The sequence below is a fragment of the Methylobacterium gossipiicola genome (assembly GCF_900113485.1).
GTDB classification, from domain to species: domain Bacteria; phylum Pseudomonadota; class Alphaproteobacteria; order Rhizobiales; family Beijerinckiaceae; genus Methylobacterium; species Methylobacterium gossipiicola.
The window spans coordinates 17,534-35,598 of sequence record NZ_FOPM01000033.1; the positions used below are offsets into that span (position 1 = coordinate 17,534).

An 18,065-nucleotide genomic window follows, 5' to 3' on the forward strand; every position below is an offset into this window, starting at 1 on the left:
TTAGAACAGGTCTAATCTAAGCGGCGGACGAGAGCGTGTTCAAGGGGGCGGAAACGGACGTGCGTGGAAACGCAGAGGCAGGAATCGCCGAGCCCGGCGCGGTTTCCGAGCGCTCAAACGCCGTCGCGGCGAGGACGCCGGGAGCGTCCACCAATCACGCGCCAGCGGGCCAGGGTCCATCGCGGACGGTCCGTCGTTCCATGCCGATCGCGGTGGTTGGCCTGATCGGAATCGTGGGTGCCGGCTTTTGGTACCGCGAGGCCGCCAAGCCCTACCTCGAACCCTTGCTCGGCTTCGTTGGGCTTGCGCCGGCCGCATCCGACGCCGCGTCGTCCGCGCCCGCATCCGAGAAGCCCGCCGAGGACAGCCTCATCACCCTCGACGCCGAGGGGCAAAGCCGCCTCGGCCTGGCGTTCGGCCGATCCGAGACGCGCCGGATCGTCCAGCCCGTGCGCACCCCCGGCATGGTCGCCTTCGACGAGCGCCGGATCACGCGCCTGAAGCCACGCACGGCGGGACGGGTGCTGAGCCTCGCAGTGCAGCCCGGCGACCGTGTGCGCGCCGGGCAGATGTTGGCGACCCTCGACGCCGCCGGACTCCTCGACGCCCGCAATGGGCTTGCCGCCGCCCAGGCCAGCCTCGGAGAAGCGCAGGCCACGGAGAAGGTCGCCGAGACCAACCTGAAGCGCGGCAGCGACCTCGTGAAGATGGGTGGTGTCGCCCAGGCCGAGGTCGACCGGCGCCAGGTCGATCTCGCGAAGGCCCATGCCGCCACCCTGTCGGCGCAGGCGCAGGTCGACCTCTACCGCGCCCAGTACGAGCGCCTCGCCCCGGCACCCGGTCAGGCCCCGGGCACCAGCGCCATCGTCTCGCCCTTCGACGGGGTGGTGACGCTGGTCGGCATCACCCTCGGCGAGGTGGTCGATACCAGCCGCGACGCCTTCACGGTGGCGGACCCCTCGCGGATCCAGGTTCTGGCCAATCTCTACGGACCCGACATCGCCACCGTGAAGGCGGACGACCTCGCGACCATCGAGGCCCCGGTTACGGCGCATCCCCGGTTCGAGGGCCGGGTGCGCTCGGTGAATGCCGCCATCGATCCGATGACCAACACCGCGCCGGCTCGCATCGAGGTCGCCAACCCGGACGGTGCGTTGCGCGCCAACATGTTCGTCTCCGTGGAGATCGCCGCCGATCTCGGGCGGGACGGCGTCACGGTGCCGGCCGCCGCGATCCAGCAGTCGGAAGCCGGCCCCATCGCCTTCGTGCGCACCGGCGACGACCGCTTCGAGAAGCGGAGCCTCACGCTCGGGGTTCAACGGGCGGACTGGGTCGAGGTGACCTCCGGCATACAGGCGGGCGAGACGGTGGCGACGCAGGGGACTTTCGGCCTCAAGGCGATCCTGCTGCGCGCCCTCCTCGGTTCGACGGATTGAGGCCCCGATGAACGCCTGGTTCGCCCTCCTCATCCGCCGCCGCTGGCTCGTCCTCGTCCTGGCGCTCGCCGGCGCCGTCGGCGGCCTCGCCAACCTCGAAGGCCTGTCCATCGACGCCGTGCCGGACATCTCGCCCAAGCAGGTGATGGTCCTCACCCTGTCGCCGGGCCTCGGGCCGTTGGAGGTCGAGCGCCTCGTCAGCTTCCCCGTCGAGAACGCCATGGCCGGAGCGCCGGGCCTCACCGGCATCCGCTCGACCTCGCGCTACGGCGTCTCGGCCGTCTACGTGACCTTCGACGATGGCATGTCGATCACCGAGGCGCGGTCCCGGGTCTTCCAGCGCCTGCCGCTGGCCAAATCCATGATGCCGGCCGGCGTCGGCGATCCCGAAATGGGGCCGATGGCGACGGGCCTCGGCGAAATCTACCAGTTCGAGGTGCGCGGTCCGGCCTACACGCCGATGGCCCTGAAGCGCATCCTGCAATGGACCATCGCGCCCAAACTCAAGCTAACGCCCGGCATCGCCGACGTGAACGTCTACGGCGGCCAGATGCCGACCTACGAGGTCCGCATCGCCGCCGAGAACCTGCAGCGCTACGGCGTGACCCTGGCGCAGGTCTACACGGCGTTGTCCGAGAACAACGCCGCGCGCGGCGGCGCGTATATCGAGCACAACGACCAGCAGGAGGTGATCCGCGGCCTCGGGCTCGCCAAGGATACCCAGGATCTCGCCAACATCGTCGTGACGACGGGGCCCGGCGGTGTGCCGGTGACGGTCGCCACCCTCGGCGAGGTGATGGAAGCCCCGAAGGTCCGCCTCGGCGCCGTCACGCACGCCGCCGCCGGGGAGACCGTGGTCGGCATCGCCATGATGCAGCAGGGCGAGAACGCGAGCGCGGTGGTCGAGCGGGTCAAGCAGACCATCGCGGATCTCGGGCCACAATTGCCGCCGGGCGTCGCCATCGTGCCGTATTACGACCGCAGCACCCTGGTGGCGCGCACGATCCGCACCGTCGAGCACAATCTCATGGAAGGCGCGGTGCTCGTCATCGTCGTGCTGCTCCTGCTCCTCGGCAACCTCCGAGCCGGCCTCGTGGTGGCGGCCGCGATCCCCCTGTCGATGCTCATGGCGTTCGCCGGCATGCGGCTGTTCGGACTGTCGGGCAACCTCATGAGTCTCGGCGCCATCGATTTCGGCCTCATCGTCGACGGCGCCGTGGTGATGATCGAGAGCGTCCTCCGCGCGCGGGGCGAGCATCCCGAGCGCCCGGCCGAGGAAGTGATCCGCAAGGCCACCGTCGAGGTGGCGCGCCCGATCCTGTTCGCCGTCGCCATCATCATCATGGTCTACCTTCCGATCCTCGCCCTCGAGGGGGTGGCGGGCAAGATGTTCCGGCCGATGGCGCTCACCGTCATCCTGGCGCTCGCCGGCTCCCTCGTCCTGACCATGACCCTGATGCCGGCGCTCGCCGCCATCGTGCTCGCCGGGCCGGGGATCGGCGAGCGCGAGACCCGCCTCGTCCATTGGGCGCGCGGCGCGTATACGCCGGTCCTGCGCCTCGCCGAGCGCCGCACCGGGATCACCGTCCTCGTGACGCTCGGCCTGTTCGCCGGAAGCTGTTGGCTGGCGACGCGGCTCGGCGGCGAGTTCCTGCCCAAACTCTCGGAGGGCTCCATCGTCATCACCTCGGAGAAGCTGCCGGGCATCAACCTCGACGCCTCCCTCAAGGTCATGCACCGCATCGAGCAGACCCTGAAGAGCTTCCCCGAGGTCAAGCGCGTGGTCTCGCTCACGGGCAGCGCCGAGATCCCCACCGACCCGATGGGGGTGGAGTCCACCGACAGCTTCATCACGCTGACCGACCCCGCGACCTGGACGACGGCGACCACGCAGGAAGGTCTGGTCGCCGCCCTCGACAGGCGCCTGCGCGCCGAGGTGCCGGGCGTGTCCTACGCGTTCTCGCAGCCGATCCAGATGCGGATGGACGATCTCTTGGAGGGCGTGCGCGGCGACGTGGCCATCAGCCTGTACGGCGACGATCTGAAAATCCTGAAAGACGAGGCCGACGCCATCGTGCGCGCGGTCTCCGGGGTCTCGGGGGCGGCCGACGTGAAGGCCGAGGCGCAAGCCGGCATGCCGGCGCTCTCCATCCAGGTCGACCGGGCGGCGGCCGCCCGCTACGGCGTCAACGTCAGCGATATCCTCGACGTGGTGGAGAGCATCGGCGGGCGCAGCGCCGGGATGATCTACGGCGACGACAACTCCATCACCGACATCGTGGTCCGGCTGAAATCCGCCGACCGCAGCGACATCGCGCGCATCCGCGATCTGCCCGTCGGCCGGAACGGCAAGGCGCTGGTCCCCCTGTCGCTGGTCGCGTCCGTGGACGTGGCGACGGGCCCCGCCCAGATCAGCCGCGAAAAACTCCAGCGCCGAATCTCGGTCCAGGCGAACGTGCGCGGCCGCGACGTCCAAAGTTTCGTGCGCGACGCGCAGGCGGCGGTCCAGGCCCAGGTTCCCCTGCCGCCGCGCTATTCCCTGCAATGGAGCGGGCAGTTCCGGAACCTCCAGGAAGCGACGGGCCGGCTCTCGGTGGTGGTCCCGGCCGCCATGGCGGCGATCCTGGTCCTGCTCGTGGTGATGTTCGGCGACATCCGCCTCGCCGGGCTGATCTTCCTCAACGTGCCCGTGGCCGCCACCGGCGGCATCGTCGCCCTGTCCCTGCGCGGGCTACCGTTCTCCATCTCGGCGGCCATCGGCTTCATCGCCACTTTCGGCATCGCCATCCTCAACGGCGTGGTCCTCACAAGCTACATCCGCGACCTCGAACGCGTCGGCCTCGACGCCCGCGAGGCGGCGTTCCGGGCGGCCGAGATGCGCCTGCGGCCGGTCCTGATGACGGCTCTGGTGGCGGCCCTCGGGTTCCTGCCGATGGCGCTCTCCACGAGTGCCGGTGCCGAGGTGCAGCGCCCGCTCGCCACGGTGGTGATCGGCGGCCTCGTGACCGCGACCCTGCTGACCCTCGTCGTGCTCCCGGCCGTCTACCCTTATCTGGCGCACCTCCGGCTCCCTGGGCGGCGTCGCGCTGACGAGCGATCTGGTCTGGAAGCGAAAGACGACCGGCGAACGAGCGTCGACGGGTAGAGCCGTTTCCTGGCGGGCGTTGCGACGGGTTAGCGATTGCGGTGTCGGTTCTTGAATGAGCCGGCGATGCCGTCACGGTTGTCTGTCGATCTACGCGAGCGCATCGAAGCGGCTGCGGCCCCGGGGTGCCTTTTTCCATCGAGCAGCAGCCCAGTTCGGCGTGAGCGTGTCGAGTGGTTGGCGCGGTTCGCGCAAGAGGACCACGGCATGCTCAAGCCGACGCAAGGCAACGATCGCCTCGCGGCCATCGCGGCGTAGGTCGATCCGATCCTCTCCACCGACGAAGCCCGGCCCGAGTTCTTCCTACGCCGGCCGGTGATCGTGGTGTCCCTCAGTGAGCTGTACGACGACGACCGGCGTCGGTTCAGTCCCGCAACGGGAGGGCCGGCCTGTTGGCGAGGGTGAGCAGGGTCTGGAGCAGCACATCGGCGCCGGCCGTGCAGTCGGAGGGCGTCGCCGATTCCGCTTCGTTGTGGCTGATCCCGTCCTTGCAGGGCACGAAGATCATGGCGGTGGGCACCTTGAGGGCGAGGTTGCAGGCATCGTGCGACGCGCCCGAGACCATGCGGCGATGCGCCAGCCCGAGGGCTTCGGCCTCCCGCTCCACCAGGGCGACGAGGGCGGGATCGAAGGGCACCGGTTCCTGGCGCCACACGAGATCGAGTGTGGCGGTGAGCTGGCGTCGCGCGGCGATGTCCGCGAGGGCGGCGCGCACGTCCGCCTCGATGGCGTCCAGGGTGGCGGCGCGCGGGTCGCGGATATCGAGGGTGAAGCGGACCCGGCCCGGAACGACGTTGCGCGACGGCGCCCCGATCACCGCCTCGCCCAGGGTCCCCACCGCGCTCGGACCATGGGCCAGGGCGATCCGCTCGACGGCGAGGGCCAGCTCGGCGAGGCCGAGGACCGCGTCGCGCCGGCGCGGCATCGGGGTGGTGCCGGCATGGCTCTCGAACCCGGTGATCGTGCCGTCGAACCACAGGATGCCCTGTCCGCCCTCCACCACGCCGACGGTCTTTGCTTCGGCCTCGAGGATCGGCCCCTGCTCGATGTGGAGTTCGACGAAGGCCCCGATGGCGCGGGACCCCGTCGGCTCCGTGGCGACGATGCCGAGGCTCGCCAGGGCTTGTCCCACGCTCACCCCATCCGCATCCGTGCGGGCGAGGATGTCCTCCGCCGTGAAGGTGCCGACATGGGCGGCCGACGCCATGGTGGCGGGGGCGTAGCGCGAGCCTTCCTCGTTGGTCCAGTTGACCAGCAGGATCGGCGCCTCGGTCTCGATGCCGGCGTCGTTCAGGGTCCGGACCACTTCGAGCCCCGCCAGGGTTCCGAGAATCCCGTCGAAGCGCCCGCCCGTGGGCTGGGTGTCGAGGTGCGAGCCCGTGGCGACGGGCGGTCTCGTGCTGTCCCGGCCCGGCCGCAGGGCGAACTGGGTGCCGAGGCTGTCGGTGCCGACGGTCAGCCCCGCCGCCTCACAGGCCGCCCGGAACCAGTCGCGCACCCGACCGTCCGCCGGGGACAGGGTGAGCCGGTTGATGCCCCCCGCCGGGGTCGCCCCGAACGCCGCCGTCTCCATGAGTGTGGACCACAGGCGCGCGCCGTCGACCCGCAGGTTGTTCCGTGCCGTCTCCATCGGGGCTCCCTTCGTGGCTGTTCGCATCCTCTGCTTCCGGGCGGGAGGCGGAGGCGGGGCGGTCGCGTGTCAGGCGGTGGCTTCCAGGGCCTGCGCCCGGTCCCCGGCGAACACCGCCTGGGCGACGTCCGTGCGCCAGCACGCCGCCCGGTGGCCGGGGGCGACGGTGACGTCCGGCGGCGTCTCGGTGTGGCATCGTTCCTCGGCGAGGAAGCAACGCGCCGAGAACGCGCAGCCGGGCGGGCGGTTGGCGAGGTCGGGCGGCGAGCCCGGAATCGTCTTGAGGCGCGAGCCCTTGGCGAGGGCCCCGTCGGCGCGGCTGTGCAGCAACCCGATGGTGTAGGGATGGTGCGGGTCGAGCACCACGTCGCGGGCCGAGCCTTCCTCGACGATGCGGCCGGCATACATCACGGCGATCCGGTCGGCGACTTCCACCGCCGCGCCGAGGTCGTGGGTGACGAAGATCGTCGAGAGGCCGAATTCGGCCTGCAGCTCCCGCAGGAGCAGCAGAACCTGAATCTGCACCGTGGCGTCGAGGGCCGTGGTCGGCTCGTCGGCAAGGAGCACCTGGGGCCGGCAGGCCAGCGCCAGGGCGATCATGGCGCGCTGACGCATCCCCCCCGACATCTCGTGCGGATAGGCGTCGAGGCGCCGCTCGGGGCTCGGGATGCGCACGCGCTCGAACAGCTCCAGGGCGCGCCGCCGGGCGGCGTCGGCCCCGATCGCCTCGTGCTGGCGGATCGCCTCGGTGATCTGCCGGCCGACGGTATAGACCGGGTCGAAGGCCAGCAGCGGCTCCTGGAAGATCATCGCCACCGTCCGGCCGCGCAGGGCCCGCAGGGCCTTGGCCGACAGCGCCATGACGTCTTGGCCCGCCACCACGATCCGCCCGGTGATCCGTGTGCTGCGCTCGGGGTTCAGGCGCATGATCGCCCGCAGGGTCACGCTCTTGCCCGAGCCCGATTCCCCGATGAGCGCCACGGTCTGGCCCCTCTCCAGGGTGAGGTCGACCCCGTCCACGGCCTCGACCTTGCCGCCGAACAGGACCTTGAGGCCCCGGATCGCGACGGCGGGGTCCTTGGCGGATGTATCGCTCATGGGTGATCTTTCGCGAACGCTTTCGCTCATGCGGCCACCGACAGGGCGGGCGCCGCCACATGGCCCGAGCCCGGCTGACGGGCGAGGCAGGCGACGCGATGGAGCGGATCGACGGGGGCGAGCGGCGGCACGTCCGTACGACAGACCGCCTCCGCCAGGGTGCAGCGCGGGTGGAACCGGCAGCCCGGCGGCGGATCGATGGGATTGGGTGGATCGCCGGCGAGCGGCGCCACCTGTGTGCGCGCCATCGGGTCCATGGACGGCATCGAGGACAGGAGGGCCGCCGCGTAGGGATGGGCCGGGTTCGCCAGGACGGCGTCGGCGGGGCCGATCTCCACCACCTTGCCGAGATACATCACCGCGACCCGGTCGCAGACGAACCGGACCACGTTGAGATCGTGCGAGATGAACAGGTAGGTCAGGCCGAATTCCTGCTTGAGGTCCATGAGCAGGTTCAGCACCTGCGCCTCGACGGACTTGTCGAGGGCCGAGACCGCCTCGTCGAGGACCACGAGGCGGGGTTCCAGGGCGAGCGCCCGGGCGATGTTGACCCGCTGGCGCTGGCCGCCGGACAATTCGTGCGGATAGCGCGCGGCGAAGCGCGCCGGCTCCAAGCCGACGCGGGCGAGGAGGGAGCGCGCCCGCTCGATGGCCTGACGCTTCGGCACGCCTTGCACCTGCGGTCCGAAGGCGATGGAGCCCTCGATGGTCATGCGCGGGTTGAGGGACGAATAGCTGTCCTGGAACACCATCTGGGCCTGCGCCCGGAAATCGCGCCAGGGCAGCTCGCGGCCGCCGATGCGTTCGCCGTCGAACAGCAGCTCGCCGGAATCGTGCGGCATCAGCCCCATGATGAGGCGGGCGGTGGTGGACTTGCCGCAGCCGGATTCGCCGACGATCCCGAGGGTCTCGCCCTTGAGGATGGAGAAATCGACGCCGTCGACGGCCCGCACCACGGCGGGTTTGCCGCCGAGCCCCTTCCGGACGGGGAAGTGCTTCACGAGGTTGTCGACGGTGAGGAGCGGCTGGGCGGGGCCGCCCCGGTCCCGGTAGGGCCGGACGGTCGGACTTTCCATCGGCGTGCTCATGCCTTCACCTCCATGGCGGAGCGCAGCCCGTCCGAGAACAGGTTGAACGAGATCGAGACGATGAAGATGGCGAGCCCCGGCAGGGCCGCGACCATGGGGTTCACGTAGATCGCCGTGCGCAGGGTGTTGAGCATCAGGCCCCATTCGGGCTCGGGTGGCTTCACCCCGAGGCCGAGGAAGGAGAGGCCGGAGGCCAGGATCATCGACACGCTGATGAGGCTGGTGGCGTAGACGAAGATCGGCCCCAGGACGTTGCCGAGCACCTGTACCCGGAGGATCGTCAGGGTCGAGGCGCCGGAAAGCCGGGCCGCGTCGATGTAATCCCGCGCGCGGATCTGCGTGGTGACGCTTTCGGCGACCCGGGCGATCTGGGGCACGAACACGCAGGTCAGGGAAACGATGGAGTTGAAGATGCCCGCCCCGAGGGCTCCCGATAGGGCGATGGCGAGGAGCACGGACGGAAACGCGAAGAACACGTCGACGATGCGCATGAGCACGGTGTTCACCCAGCCGCCGACATAGCCGGCCAGAATGCCGATCCCGGAGCCGACCACGAAGGCGAGGATCACCGGAGTGACGCCGATGAACAGGGACAGGCGCCCGCCCAGCATCAGGCGGCTCAGCATGTCGCGGCCGAGTTCGTCCGACCCGAGGAGGTAGGTGGCGTCGCCCACGGGCTTCAGGCGGCGGATCATCGACCCGCGATACGGGTCCATGGGGGTGATCCAGGGGGCGAGCAGCGCGACGGCCACGATGGCGAGGATCACGCACGCCGCCGTCATCGCCACCGGATCGCGCAGCAGCTTGTGACCGACCTGCCCCCAGAAGCCGCGCGAGGGCACGAAGGCGTCCGGGGAAGCCGACGCGGGGGATTCCCTGTCGGCAATGTCGAGGAGGGGAGCGGCGGTCTGGGCCATCAGCCCCTCTCGATGCGTGGGTCGAGGGCCGTCTGCACGACGTCGACGACGAGGTTGAGAGCGACGAAGAACATCGCCAGGACGAGGATGGCGCCCTGAAGCAGGGGGAGGTCGCGCTGGAAGATCGCGGCGTTGAGGAGGAAGCCGGTTCCGGGCCAGGCGAACACCGTCTCGATGAGGATCGAGCCGCCCAGCAGGTAGCCGAGCTGCAGCCCCATGATGGCCAGCGCCGTCGGGGCGGCGTTCTTCACCACGTGCTTGAACACGCCGAACTCGGAGAGCCCCTTGGCCCGCAGCGCCCCGACGAAATCCTGTGCCAGGATGTCGCCGACGAGCGCCCGGACTGTGCGGGCGATGATCCCCATGGGGATCACCGACATCGTGAGGGCCGGCAGGACGATGTAGCGCAGGTGCTCGAGATCGGGCCGCCAGTTGCCCGAGCCATCGGGACCGGCGCCCGTGGGCGGCAGCCAGCCGAGCTGGGCCGAGAACACGATCACCAGCACCATGGCGAGCCAGTAATGCGGAACGCTGACCCCGAGGACCGAGATCGCCGAGGCCAGCCGGTCGAGGATGGAATTGCGGAAATAGCCCGCCACGAACCCGAAGGCGGTTCCGAAGGTGAACCCGATGAGCGTCGCCACGGAGGCGAGGATCAGGCTGTTGACGACGGCGCGGCCGACCTCGGCGGTGACCGGGCGCCCACTGGCGATGGAGGTACCGAGATCGCCCTGGAGGACGTGCCAGAGCCAGAGGCCGTACTGCACGGGCAGGGGCTTGTCGTAGCCGTAGGCGGTCCGCATCGCCGCGATCGTTTCCGGCGAGGCATCCACCGGCAGCACCGCGCTGAGCGGGTCGCCGGGGGCAAGGTGGACGAGGAGGAAGCACACGACGCTCACGCCGAGTGCGACCGGGGTGACGCTGACGAGGCGCCGAAGGATGAATCTCAGCATGATTTCAACCCCCTCGTCCTTGCGGGAGTGGCTTCTCGACCCCGATCCGCATGATCACTTGGCCATCGTGATCGGCGAGAAGTCCTGGAACCAGTTCTGGGCCTGGACGAAGCCCTTCACCTTCGGGCTCATGGCGCGCGGGTTGGTGTCGTGGGCCACCATCAGAAACAGGGCTTCGTCGACGTATTTCTCGTGAATCTTCTGGAGAACCTTCGCTTGTTCTGCCGGATCGAAGGCGTTGCGCACTCCGTCGAACAGCTTGTCCATCTCGGGGTCGCAGTAGTACCCCCAGTTGGTGCCGGCCGGCGTCGTCAAATTGCACTGGAGATGACGGATGAAGCCCGTGAAGGGGTCTTGGATGAAGTACGAGTAGTTGATTGCCGTCGCCTTCTTCGACATGTCGCTCTTGGCACCGCTGCGCCAGATGTTGGTGAGGGTGTTCCACTCCGCCACCTCGAACTCGACCTTGATGCCGATATCGGCGAGATTCTGCTGAATGAGTTCGTTCATCGGCAGCGGCTGCATCTGGCCGGAGCCCGAGGGCGCGATCAGCACCTTCGTCACCAGGGGCTTGTTCGGCCCGTAGCCGGCTTCGGCCATGAGCTTCTTGGCCGCCTCCGGATCATAGGTCGGCTTGAAGGTCGGCTTGCCGAACCAGGCCGAGCCCGGCGGCATGAAGCCCTGGGCCGGGATCATCAGGCCGTTGAGCATCTCCTTCATGCCCTCGCGGTCGATGGCGAGGTTGGCGGCCTTGCGCACGCGGATGTCGTTCCAGGGCGAGCCCTCGACCCGCGACAGGTGCCAGGTCCAATTGTGCGGATAGGCGTTGGTGACGATGCCGAACCCGGCAGCCTTGAGGGACGCCACGGCATCGGGCGGCGGCGCCTCGATCCAATCGACCTGTCCCGAACGGAGGGCCGCCACGCGGGCATTGGCCTCGGGCAGGGGCACCAGCACGAGCTTGTCGAGCTTGGGCACCCGGGCCTTGTCCCAGTAGCCCTTGAACGGCACCATCTCGGCGCGCTCGCGCGGCGCGAACAGGGTCATCTGCCAGGGACCCGTTCCGGACGGGGTCTTGGCGAAGGCGTCCCAGCTCCGGCCCAACTTCTCCCACTGAGCGGGCGAGGAGATCATGAACCAGGCGATCTGGTAGGGGAGCGTCGCGTCGGGCGCCTTGGTGACGATCTCGACGGTCAGGGGATCGACGACGCGGTAGCTCGCCACGGCGGGGATGCGCGAGCGGCCCTGCGCCGCCTGGCGCGGATCGAATTGCGGCGCGTCGCTCTTGAGGAGCTTGTCGAGGTTCCACACCACCGCGTCGGCGGTGAAGGGCGAACCGTCGTGGAAGGTCACGCCCGGGCGCAACTTGAACGTCCACTTGGTGTGGTCGGCCGGGTCCACGGCCCAGCTCTCGGCGAGCCCCGGGACCAGACCCGAGGGTTTCGTGGCCGAGGAGAGGTCCCAATTGATGAGGCCGTCATAGACGGTGAAGCCCGTGAATCGCATACCCTCGCCGCCATTGTCGGCTTGGCCCGTGGTGAGGGGAATGTCGGACGCGGTCATCCCGATCTTCAGAACGCCCTGAGCGAGGGCCGCTGGGGTCATAAGCCCCGAGAGGAGCAGTGCGGCGAGGAGAGACCGGGCGGGAGCGGTCCGCGGCTTGAGGGCGTCGATCATGCGCAACAGGTTCCATCGGCGGGCCGGGCCCGGACGGGATACTGTATGCAATCTGCCGGCCAACTCCGTCGGCGGATGATCGGGAGGGGCCTTTCGTGTCGTGAACCTCCCCGCCCCGGATGTCGATGGCACGGCGGCACCCTGGCGGCGGGGATTGCCTCCGGCGATGGCGCGCATTTGACCACGGGCCTTGCTCCGCGGCGTGGCGGTCTGCACCGTCCTCACGCCAGCGAAGTTTCACATGGCATTCACCCGCTTCACCGCCCAGCGCGCAGGAACTCCATCGCGGCAGCGGGATGTGGCGACGATCACGCCGTCGCGGCCCATGACCCTGACGCGAGATCGTGCCGTTGCCTTTATGCCCGTCCCGACGAAACGCGCGCGCTCGGGTTCGGCGTCGATTTGAGGGCGATCATCGACACTGCTTGACCGCGCGCGCGATCGCACTGGGCGTACGGTCGAGGATGCGGCGAAACGTTTTCGACATCTGGCTGAGATCGGTGAAGCCGACTTGTCGGGCCACCTCCGCGAGGCCGGCGTCCCCGGTCTCGATGAGTTCCTGCGCGCGCAGGACACGGGCGCGGAGGATATACTGATAGGGCGTGGTGCCGAACGACGCCTTGAAGGCACGCACGAAGTGCCCGACGCTCATACCGGCGGCGGCGGCAAGCTCGGCAAGACCGAGGGGTTCGGCCATCCGGCTCGCGATGAGGTCCCGCAATCGTGCCGCGTCGGCGGTGCGCAGCCGCGGCTGCGCCCGGCTCGTGGGTTCGGGCGTGGAGAAGAGCCGAACGAGGGTGGCGGCCACGCTCTCCACCAGGAGGGCGCCGTGCGGGCAACCGGATTCGAGATCCGCCGAGACCGTGCGCAGGAGGTACTCCACGGCGGCCTGCGGGCGGGCGCGGACGAACTGCGTGCGGATGCCCGTCCGGTCGGGTGGGAGGCCGGCGATCCGCTCGACGGCCTCGGGCGCGAGTTTCAGCGCGAGGGTGCGGAAGCCCCGGGTCCAGGTGGCGGTGACGGATGCGCCGGGATGCAGCACGGCGATATTGTCCTCGCCGAACCGGTGGGCCCGATCCGCATACAGAAAGGTCTGCTTGCCGGGGCGCAGGGACAGCGCGAAGTGGAGACCGTGCTCCGCGATGGAAACCCGGCCGCGCGGCCCGAGGATCATGTCGGTGAAGCCGATGCCCGGCCAGCCCTTCCCGGTGCTGTCGCACAGGACGGTTTCGATCTCGCCTTCGAAGGCGATGTCGCAGCCGCAATCCCGATACTCCCTCCTCACGGCCTCGCCCTCCCGCGCTTCGGTGCCCGCACCGCTTCGGACCTCTCGGGCGAGACGCGCGATCCGTCAAAACCTCGGCCCCCCTGTCCGGGCGGCGCACGGAATCCGGCTCGGATCGGAAAACCCGAACCTCCCCCTCCGCCACCCCGGGAGAAGATTGTCCTTACGGCGTACCGGAACCCAGCAGATTTTTGCCTGCGACATAGTGTCATGACCGAAACGAAAAATCTTTTCTTGTCAGTGCTTTGCTCCATCGCTTAGCCGTCGGAACGACGAGGCTCAATTTTCGACAAATGCGCGCATCGCGCGCCGCGTCCAGGGATCATTTCCCCAGCGCGGGCCCGTTTGTCGCACCCCGATCAACATCCGACAACGGCGGACGGCCGTTCCAGGGCTCGGTCGCGTCGGTGGTTGAACTGCGCTTCCGATCGAGTAGCTTGGTGACAGGAAGCAACGCCAATCGAGCTTCCTGAAATACTCAAGTGAGACCAAATACACGATAGATCTGAACTGAAAGTCGGAGAAAACATGTCCGAGAACATCGAAACCATTCGCGAGCTGAATGCGACGGAACTCGACGCCGTGGGCGGAGGTCTGTCCCTGGGCCTTGGCCTCGATCTCGACCTCTCGGGTGAACTCGGCGCAGTGTCCGGCACCGTCGATCAGGTCGGTGGCCTCGTGAGCGGTCTCGTCGGCGGATTGGTCGGCGCCGTCGGTGGTCTCGCTGGCGGACTCGTCGGCGGAAAGTAGACGGGCTCGGGGGCGTCCGTCCGCCGTGGCGGACGACCCCGGCTTCGGGCGGCAAGCTTTTCGGAGCTTGCCGCTCCTTCGCGTCGGATGCCCCTCGACGCGACGCTCGTCCGCCCGCATCGACTCGGAGAAACGCCACCCGCAATGACGTCGCCGTTGTTTCGCGCCGAGGTCGCCGAGGCGCGCAAGGAGTCCTGGCTCGGCGAGGCCCGGATCGTCCAGCCGGTCTCGATCCGCATGGTCGCGGGCGTCACCGTCGGGATGATCGTCGCGGCCGGGCTCTACGTCACCCTCGGCACCTACACCCGGCGCGTCCATGCCTCCGGCATGTTGACCCCCGATGTCGGCCTCATGACCGTGGCGAGCCCCGTGGCCGGCCGGGTCGGCAGCGCCGCCGTCAAGGAAGGCGACCGGGTGAAGCGCGGGCAGCTCCTCTACACCCTCGACCTCGACGCGGTCTCGGCCAGCGGCCCGACCCAGCAGCGCATCATCGATCAGCTCGCGCGCCAGAAGGCCAGCATCGAGACGCAGGCGACCCTGCGCGCCGCCATGGCCGAGACGGAGAAGCGGGCGCTGACGGAGCAGATCGAGAATCTGCAATCCCAGTCGCGCCAGCTCGAGGAGCAGGTCCGTCTGCAGGAGAAGCTGGTGCCACCCCTGAAGGAGCGCGTCGACGTTCTGGCGAAAGCCGTGGGCGACGGGTTCGCGCGCTCCGCCGACCTGCAGAACCAGAATTACCTCTACCTTCAGGCCAGTTCGCAACTCGCCCAGTTCCGCAATTCGAACCTGCAACTCAAGGGCAAGATCGGCGAGTTGCAATCCAACCTCGCCACCTTCGACGACAAGCTCGCCCGCGATCTCGCCGAGATGGACCGGACCGCCGCCCAGCTCGAACAGCAGCGGGCCGAGAGCGAGGCCCGGCGCGGCATCGAGGTGCGGGCACCGGAGGCGGGCGTTCTGACCTCGATCCGGGTTCAGGCCGGCCAGGGTGTGGCCGCCGGGGCCACGCTGCTCACCCTGCTGCCGAGCGAGGGCCGGCTCCAGGCCAATCTCTTCGTCGAATCCTCCGCCATCGGTTTCATCGACAGCGGCGAGCCGGTGATGCTGCGCTACGCGGCGTTTCCGTTCCAGCGCTTCGGCCTCTATCGCGGTGTGGTCTCGGAAGTGACGCGCGCGCCCCTGGAGGCCGCCGACGCGCCGGAACCCGGCCGGGCCAAGGGCGGCGACGGCATCTATCGCATCATCGTCCGCCCGGACGAGGACTCCGTCATTGCCTATGGCGAGCGCCGGCGCCTCGAGGCGGGCATGCGGGTGGAGGCCGACATCGCCCTCGAACAGCGCCCGCTCTATCGATGGCTCCTCGATCCGCTCTACCGGGTCAAGCGCAGCGTCGATCTCGTGACCCGGGGACAGTGAACCCTTGAACCTGCTCACCGACCTGCAGTTCGGTTTCGGCCGGCGCGTGCCCGTGCTGCTCCAGGCCGAGGCCGCCGAATGCGGCATGGCCTGCCTCGGCATGGTGCTGGGCTCCCATGGCCACCACGTCGATCTCGGGCAGATGCGGCGGCGCCATGCTGTGTCCCTGAAGGGCATGACCCTGCGCAACCTCATCGACCTCGCCGGGTCGATGGGCCTCGCCACCCGCGCCGTGCGGATCGAGCTGAAGGATCTCGCCCGCCTCAAGACGCCCTGCATCCTGCATTGGGGCCTGAACCACTTCGTGGTGCTCACGGAGGTGCGGGCGAACGGGATCACGATTCACGATCCGGCGCGGGGCCGCCGCCGCCTCACCCTCGCGGAGGTGTCGCGGGACTTCACCGGCGTCGCCCTGGAGACGACGCCCACGACGCAGTTCGTCCGCACGAAGCGCCGACGCGGCCTCGTCCTGCGCGATCTGTTCCGAACCATCGGCGGCCTCCGCCCGGCCCTCGCGCAGATCCTCGCTTTGTCGCTCGGGATCGAACTCGTGGCGATCCTGATGCCGATCGCCTCGCAGATCGTCATCGACGAGGTGATCGTGAATGCCGATCTCGACCTGCTCCTCGTGGTGGCGGTCGGGCTGGCGCTGCTCCTCGTCGTGCAACTCGTGCTCTCCGTCGCCCGAACCTGGGCGATCATGGTCACGGGCACGGAACTCAACCTGCAATGGTCGGGAAGCCTGTTCGGCCATCTCTCGCGCCTGCCCCTCGACTATTTCGAGAAGCGCCATGTCGGCGACGTGATCTCGCGGTTCGGCGCCCTGGCGACGATCCAGAAGGGCATCACCACGGACCTCGTCCAGGCGGTGCTCGACGGGATCATGTCGCTGGGCATGCTCGCCATGCTGGTGGTCTATGGCGGATGGCTCGCCGTTCTCGTCGTCGCCTCGACGGCCCTGACGACGGCGCTCCGGATCTTCGCCTATGCCTCCTACCGGGAGGGGACCGAGGAGGCCATCGTCGCCGAAGCGCGCCAGCAATCGCACTTCATCGAGACCGTTCGCGGCATGGCGAGCGTGAAGCTCCTCGACCTGCGTGAGCGCCGCAGCGGCACGTGGATGAACCACTTCGTCACCGCGGTGAATGCGCGCCTGCGGCTGCAGCGCCTCGACCTCGTGTTCGGTCGCGCCAACGAATTGCTGTTCGGGGTCGACCGCCTGCTCCTCCTCGTCCTCGGCGCCCGCGCGGTCATCGACCAGTCGATGAGCCTCGGCATGCTGGTGGCCTTCCTGGCCTATCGCGATCAGTTCTCCCAGCGCATCGGCAACCTCATCCAGTCGGGCTTCCAGCTGCGCATGCTCAACGTCCAGACCGACCGCCTGTCGGACATCGTGCTGAGCGAGCCCGAGGAGCAGGCCATCGTCCCGCCGACACTCTCGAACCCCGCCGTCATCGGAACGGGTGGGGCGAAGGGTGCCGTCGCCGTGCGGGGCCTCGCCCTGCGCTACGGCGCCGACGAGCCCTGGATTTTTCGCGATCTCGATCTCGACATCGCCCCGGGCGCGAGCTTTGCCATCACGGGGCCTTCGGGGTGCGGCAAGTCGAGCCTCATGAAGGTGATGATGGGCCTGCTGCCGGCGAGCGAAGGCAGCGTGCTCATCGACGGCCAGGACCTGCGGACCCTCGGTCCGAGCGCCTATCGCCGCCGCATCGCCGGGGTGATGCAGAATGACGGCCTGTTCGCCGGGTCCATCGCGGAGAACATCGCCTGCTTCGACGAGCGGCCGGATCCCGGCTGGATCGAGGAATGCGCGGCGCGGGCCGCGATCCTGGCGGATATCCGGCGCACCCCGATGGGGTTCGAGACCCTGGTGGGCGATATGGGCTCGACCCTCTCGGGCGGCCAGAAGCAGCGGGTGATCCTCGCACGCGCCCTCTACCGGCGCCCGGAAATCCTGTTCCTCGACGAGGCGACGAGCCACCTCGACGAGGCCACCGAGGCCGCCATCGCGTCCGCCCTCCGGGACCTGCGCATGACCCGGGTGATCGTGGCGCACCGTCCCGCCACCATCGTCCATGCGGACGCCGTCCACACGTTCGCCGGTCCGGATTCCGCAACGCCTCGCCCGCTGCACCCGACCTGAGAAGGCAAATCGACAAGGGACCAGGGCAAATCAAAGCCGTACCGGAGCGGCCCTCAGATACGCCGCTTTGTGTACCAGCGACCCCACCGCCATCGCCCCGTTGATGGAGCCACGGACAACGCGCGCTTCCTCGCTTAAATCACCATCACGCAGGTTCTGGCGCGGAGGTTGGGTTGATACGGTTATCCCTCAGAGCCCGTCCGAGAATGTCTGGCCTGGGTTGAGTGGCCGGGATGGCGGTGGTTCCAGAAGGGTGCTGAAGCCTGATCTGGACATGCCATCTTTGGCGAGTTGCGGGGCGGCATCGCGTGGCGGTTGATCCCTAAGGATCTCCCTCCGCGCAGCACGACGTTTGGTTCCTTCGCGCGCTGGCGGGACGAGTGATTGTTCGGGCGGATCAACGATGCCCTGGTCATGGCCGACCGGGAGCGGGCCGGTCGCGCGGCCTCTCCGATGGCGGCCGTGCTCGACAGCCAGAGCGTGAAGACCACCGAGAGTGGCGGGCCGCGCGGCGACGACGCTGG

At 68.9% G+C, this 18,065-nt stretch carries 12 protein-coding genes and 1 pseudogene; 6 read left to right on the plus strand and 7 right to left on the minus strand.

Going from position 1 to position 18,065, the window contains the following annotated elements:
• Positions 1-200: 200 nt before the first annotated feature.
• Together BM249_RS19320 and BM249_RS19325 are read left to right on the plus strand one after the other, a co-directional pair.
• Positions 201-1,436 carry an efflux RND transporter periplasmic adaptor subunit gene (locus BM249_RS19320; protein ID WP_091975050.1) on the plus strand — a complete coding sequence of 412 codons (1,236 nt, stop codon included), beginning with the start codon at positions 201-203 and terminating at the stop codon, positions 1,434-1,436.
• A 7-nt stretch (positions 1,437-1,443) separates the two neighbouring features.
• Positions 1,444-4,581, plus strand: coding sequence for an efflux RND transporter permease subunit (locus BM249_RS19325; protein WP_091975051.1), 3,138 nt, complete (start codon positions 1,444-1,446; stop codon positions 4,579-4,581).
• Positions 4,582-4,945: 364 nt separating this feature from the next.
• On the opposite strand, the gene BM249_RS19330 is transcribed toward BM249_RS19325, so the two are convergent.
• The 7 genes from BM249_RS19330 to BM249_RS19360 form a co-directional block, all read right to left on the minus strand.
• Positions 4,946-6,211: a Zn-dependent hydrolase gene (locus tag BM249_RS19330; protein ID WP_091975053.1), complete on the minus strand. Its 1,266-nt coding sequence runs from the start codon at positions 6,209-6,211 to the stop codon at positions 4,946-4,948.
• A gap of 69 nt (positions 6,212-6,280) precedes the next feature.
• On the minus strand, positions 6,281-7,309 hold the full coding sequence (locus tag BM249_RS19335) for an ABC transporter ATP-binding protein (RefSeq protein WP_091975055.1): 1,029 nt from the start codon (positions 7,307-7,309) through the stop codon (positions 6,281-6,283).
• A gap of 26 nt (positions 7,310-7,335) precedes the next feature.
• Complete coding sequence (locus BM249_RS19340) at positions 7,336-8,397, minus strand: ABC transporter ATP-binding protein (protein WP_091975057.1); 1,062 nt, start codon at positions 8,395-8,397, stop codon at positions 7,336-7,338.
• The gene (locus tag BM249_RS19345) at positions 8,394-9,314 is read right to left on the minus strand and encodes an ABC transporter permease (RefSeq protein WP_091975059.1); all 921 of its coding nucleotides are present in this window, start codon (positions 9,312-9,314) and stop codon (positions 8,394-8,396) included. The genes BM249_RS19340 and BM249_RS19345 overlap by 4 nt, the downstream gene beginning before the upstream one ends.
• On the minus strand, positions 9,314-10,267 hold the full coding sequence (locus tag BM249_RS19350) for an ABC transporter permease (RefSeq protein WP_091975061.1): 954 nt from the start codon (positions 10,265-10,267) through the stop codon (positions 9,314-9,316). The genes BM249_RS19345 and BM249_RS19350 overlap by 1 nt, the downstream gene beginning before the upstream one ends.
• Positions 10,268-10,321: 54 nt before the next feature.
• Positions 10,322-11,944, minus strand: a complete 1,623-nt coding sequence (locus BM249_RS19355) for an ABC transporter substrate-binding protein (protein WP_091975063.1) — start codon at positions 11,942-11,944, stop codon at positions 10,322-10,324.
• Positions 11,945-12,356: 412 nt separating this feature from the next.
• On the minus strand, positions 12,357-13,229 hold the full coding sequence (locus BM249_RS19360) for a helix-turn-helix domain-containing protein (protein WP_091975065.1): 873 nt from the start codon (positions 13,227-13,229) through the stop codon (positions 12,357-12,359).
• 528 nt (positions 13,230-13,757) lie between these two features.
• On the opposite strand from BM249_RS19360, the gene BM249_RS19365 reads away from it, so the two are divergent.
• The 4 genes and pseudogenes from BM249_RS19365 to BM249_RS19380 form a co-directional block, all read left to right on the plus strand.
• Entirely contained in the window at positions 13,758-13,979 is a 222-nt protein-coding gene (locus tag BM249_RS19365) for a hypothetical protein (protein WP_091975067.1), read from the plus strand.
• A gap of 144 nt (positions 13,980-14,123) precedes the next feature.
• Positions 14,124-15,395 carry an HlyD family secretion protein gene (locus BM249_RS19370; protein WP_091975069.1) on the plus strand — a complete coding sequence of 424 codons (1,272 nt, stop codon included), beginning with the start codon at positions 14,124-14,126 and terminating at the stop codon, positions 15,393-15,395.
• Positions 15,396-15,399: 4 nt separating this feature from the next.
• Positions 15,400-17,541, plus strand: a complete 2,142-nt coding sequence (locus tag BM249_RS19375) for a peptidase domain-containing ABC transporter (protein WP_091975071.1) — start codon at positions 15,400-15,402, stop codon at positions 17,539-17,541.
• Between the two features lie 273 nt (positions 17,542-17,814).
• A pseudogene (locus tag BM249_RS19380) lies at positions 17,815-18,065 on the plus strand (IS5/IS1182 family transposase); the annotation flags it as partial.

Bases quoted from the DNA above. Each gene is read 5' to 3' on its own strand.
- BM249_RS19320 (WP_091975050.1), top strand. From the start codon at position 201: ATGCCGATCGCGGTGGTTGGCCTGATCGGAATCGTGGGTGCCGGCTTT.
- BM249_RS19325 (WP_091975051.1), top strand. From the start codon at position 1,444: ATGAACGCCTGGTTCGCCCTCCTCATCCGCCGCCGCTGGCTCGTCCTC.
- BM249_RS19330 (WP_091975053.1), bottom strand. From the start codon at position 6,211: ATGGAGACGGCACGGAACAACCTGCGGGTCGACGGCGCGCGCCTGTGG.
- BM249_RS19335 (WP_091975055.1), bottom strand. From the start codon at position 7,309: ATGAGCGATACATCCGCCAAGGACCCCGCCGTCGCGATCCGGGGCCTC.
- BM249_RS19340 (WP_091975057.1), bottom strand. From the start codon at position 8,397: ATGAGCACGCCGATGGAAAGTCCGACCGTCCGGCCCTACCGGGACCGG.
- BM249_RS19345 (WP_091975059.1), bottom strand. From the start codon at position 9,314: ATGGCCCAGACCGCCGCTCCCCTCCTCGACATTGCCGACAGGGAATCC.
- BM249_RS19350 (WP_091975061.1), bottom strand. From the start codon at position 10,267: ATGCTGAGATTCATCCTTCGGCGCCTCGTCAGCGTCACCCCGGTCGCA.
- BM249_RS19355 (WP_091975063.1), bottom strand. From the start codon at position 11,944: ATGATCGACGCCCTCAAGCCGCGGACCGCTCCCGCCCGGTCTCTCCTC.
- BM249_RS19365 (WP_091975067.1), top strand. From the start codon at position 13,758: ATGTCCGAGAACATCGAAACCATTCGCGAGCTGAATGCGACGGAACTC.
- BM249_RS19370 (WP_091975069.1), top strand. From the start codon at position 14,124: ATGACGTCGCCGTTGTTTCGCGCCGAGGTCGCCGAGGCGCGCAAGGAG.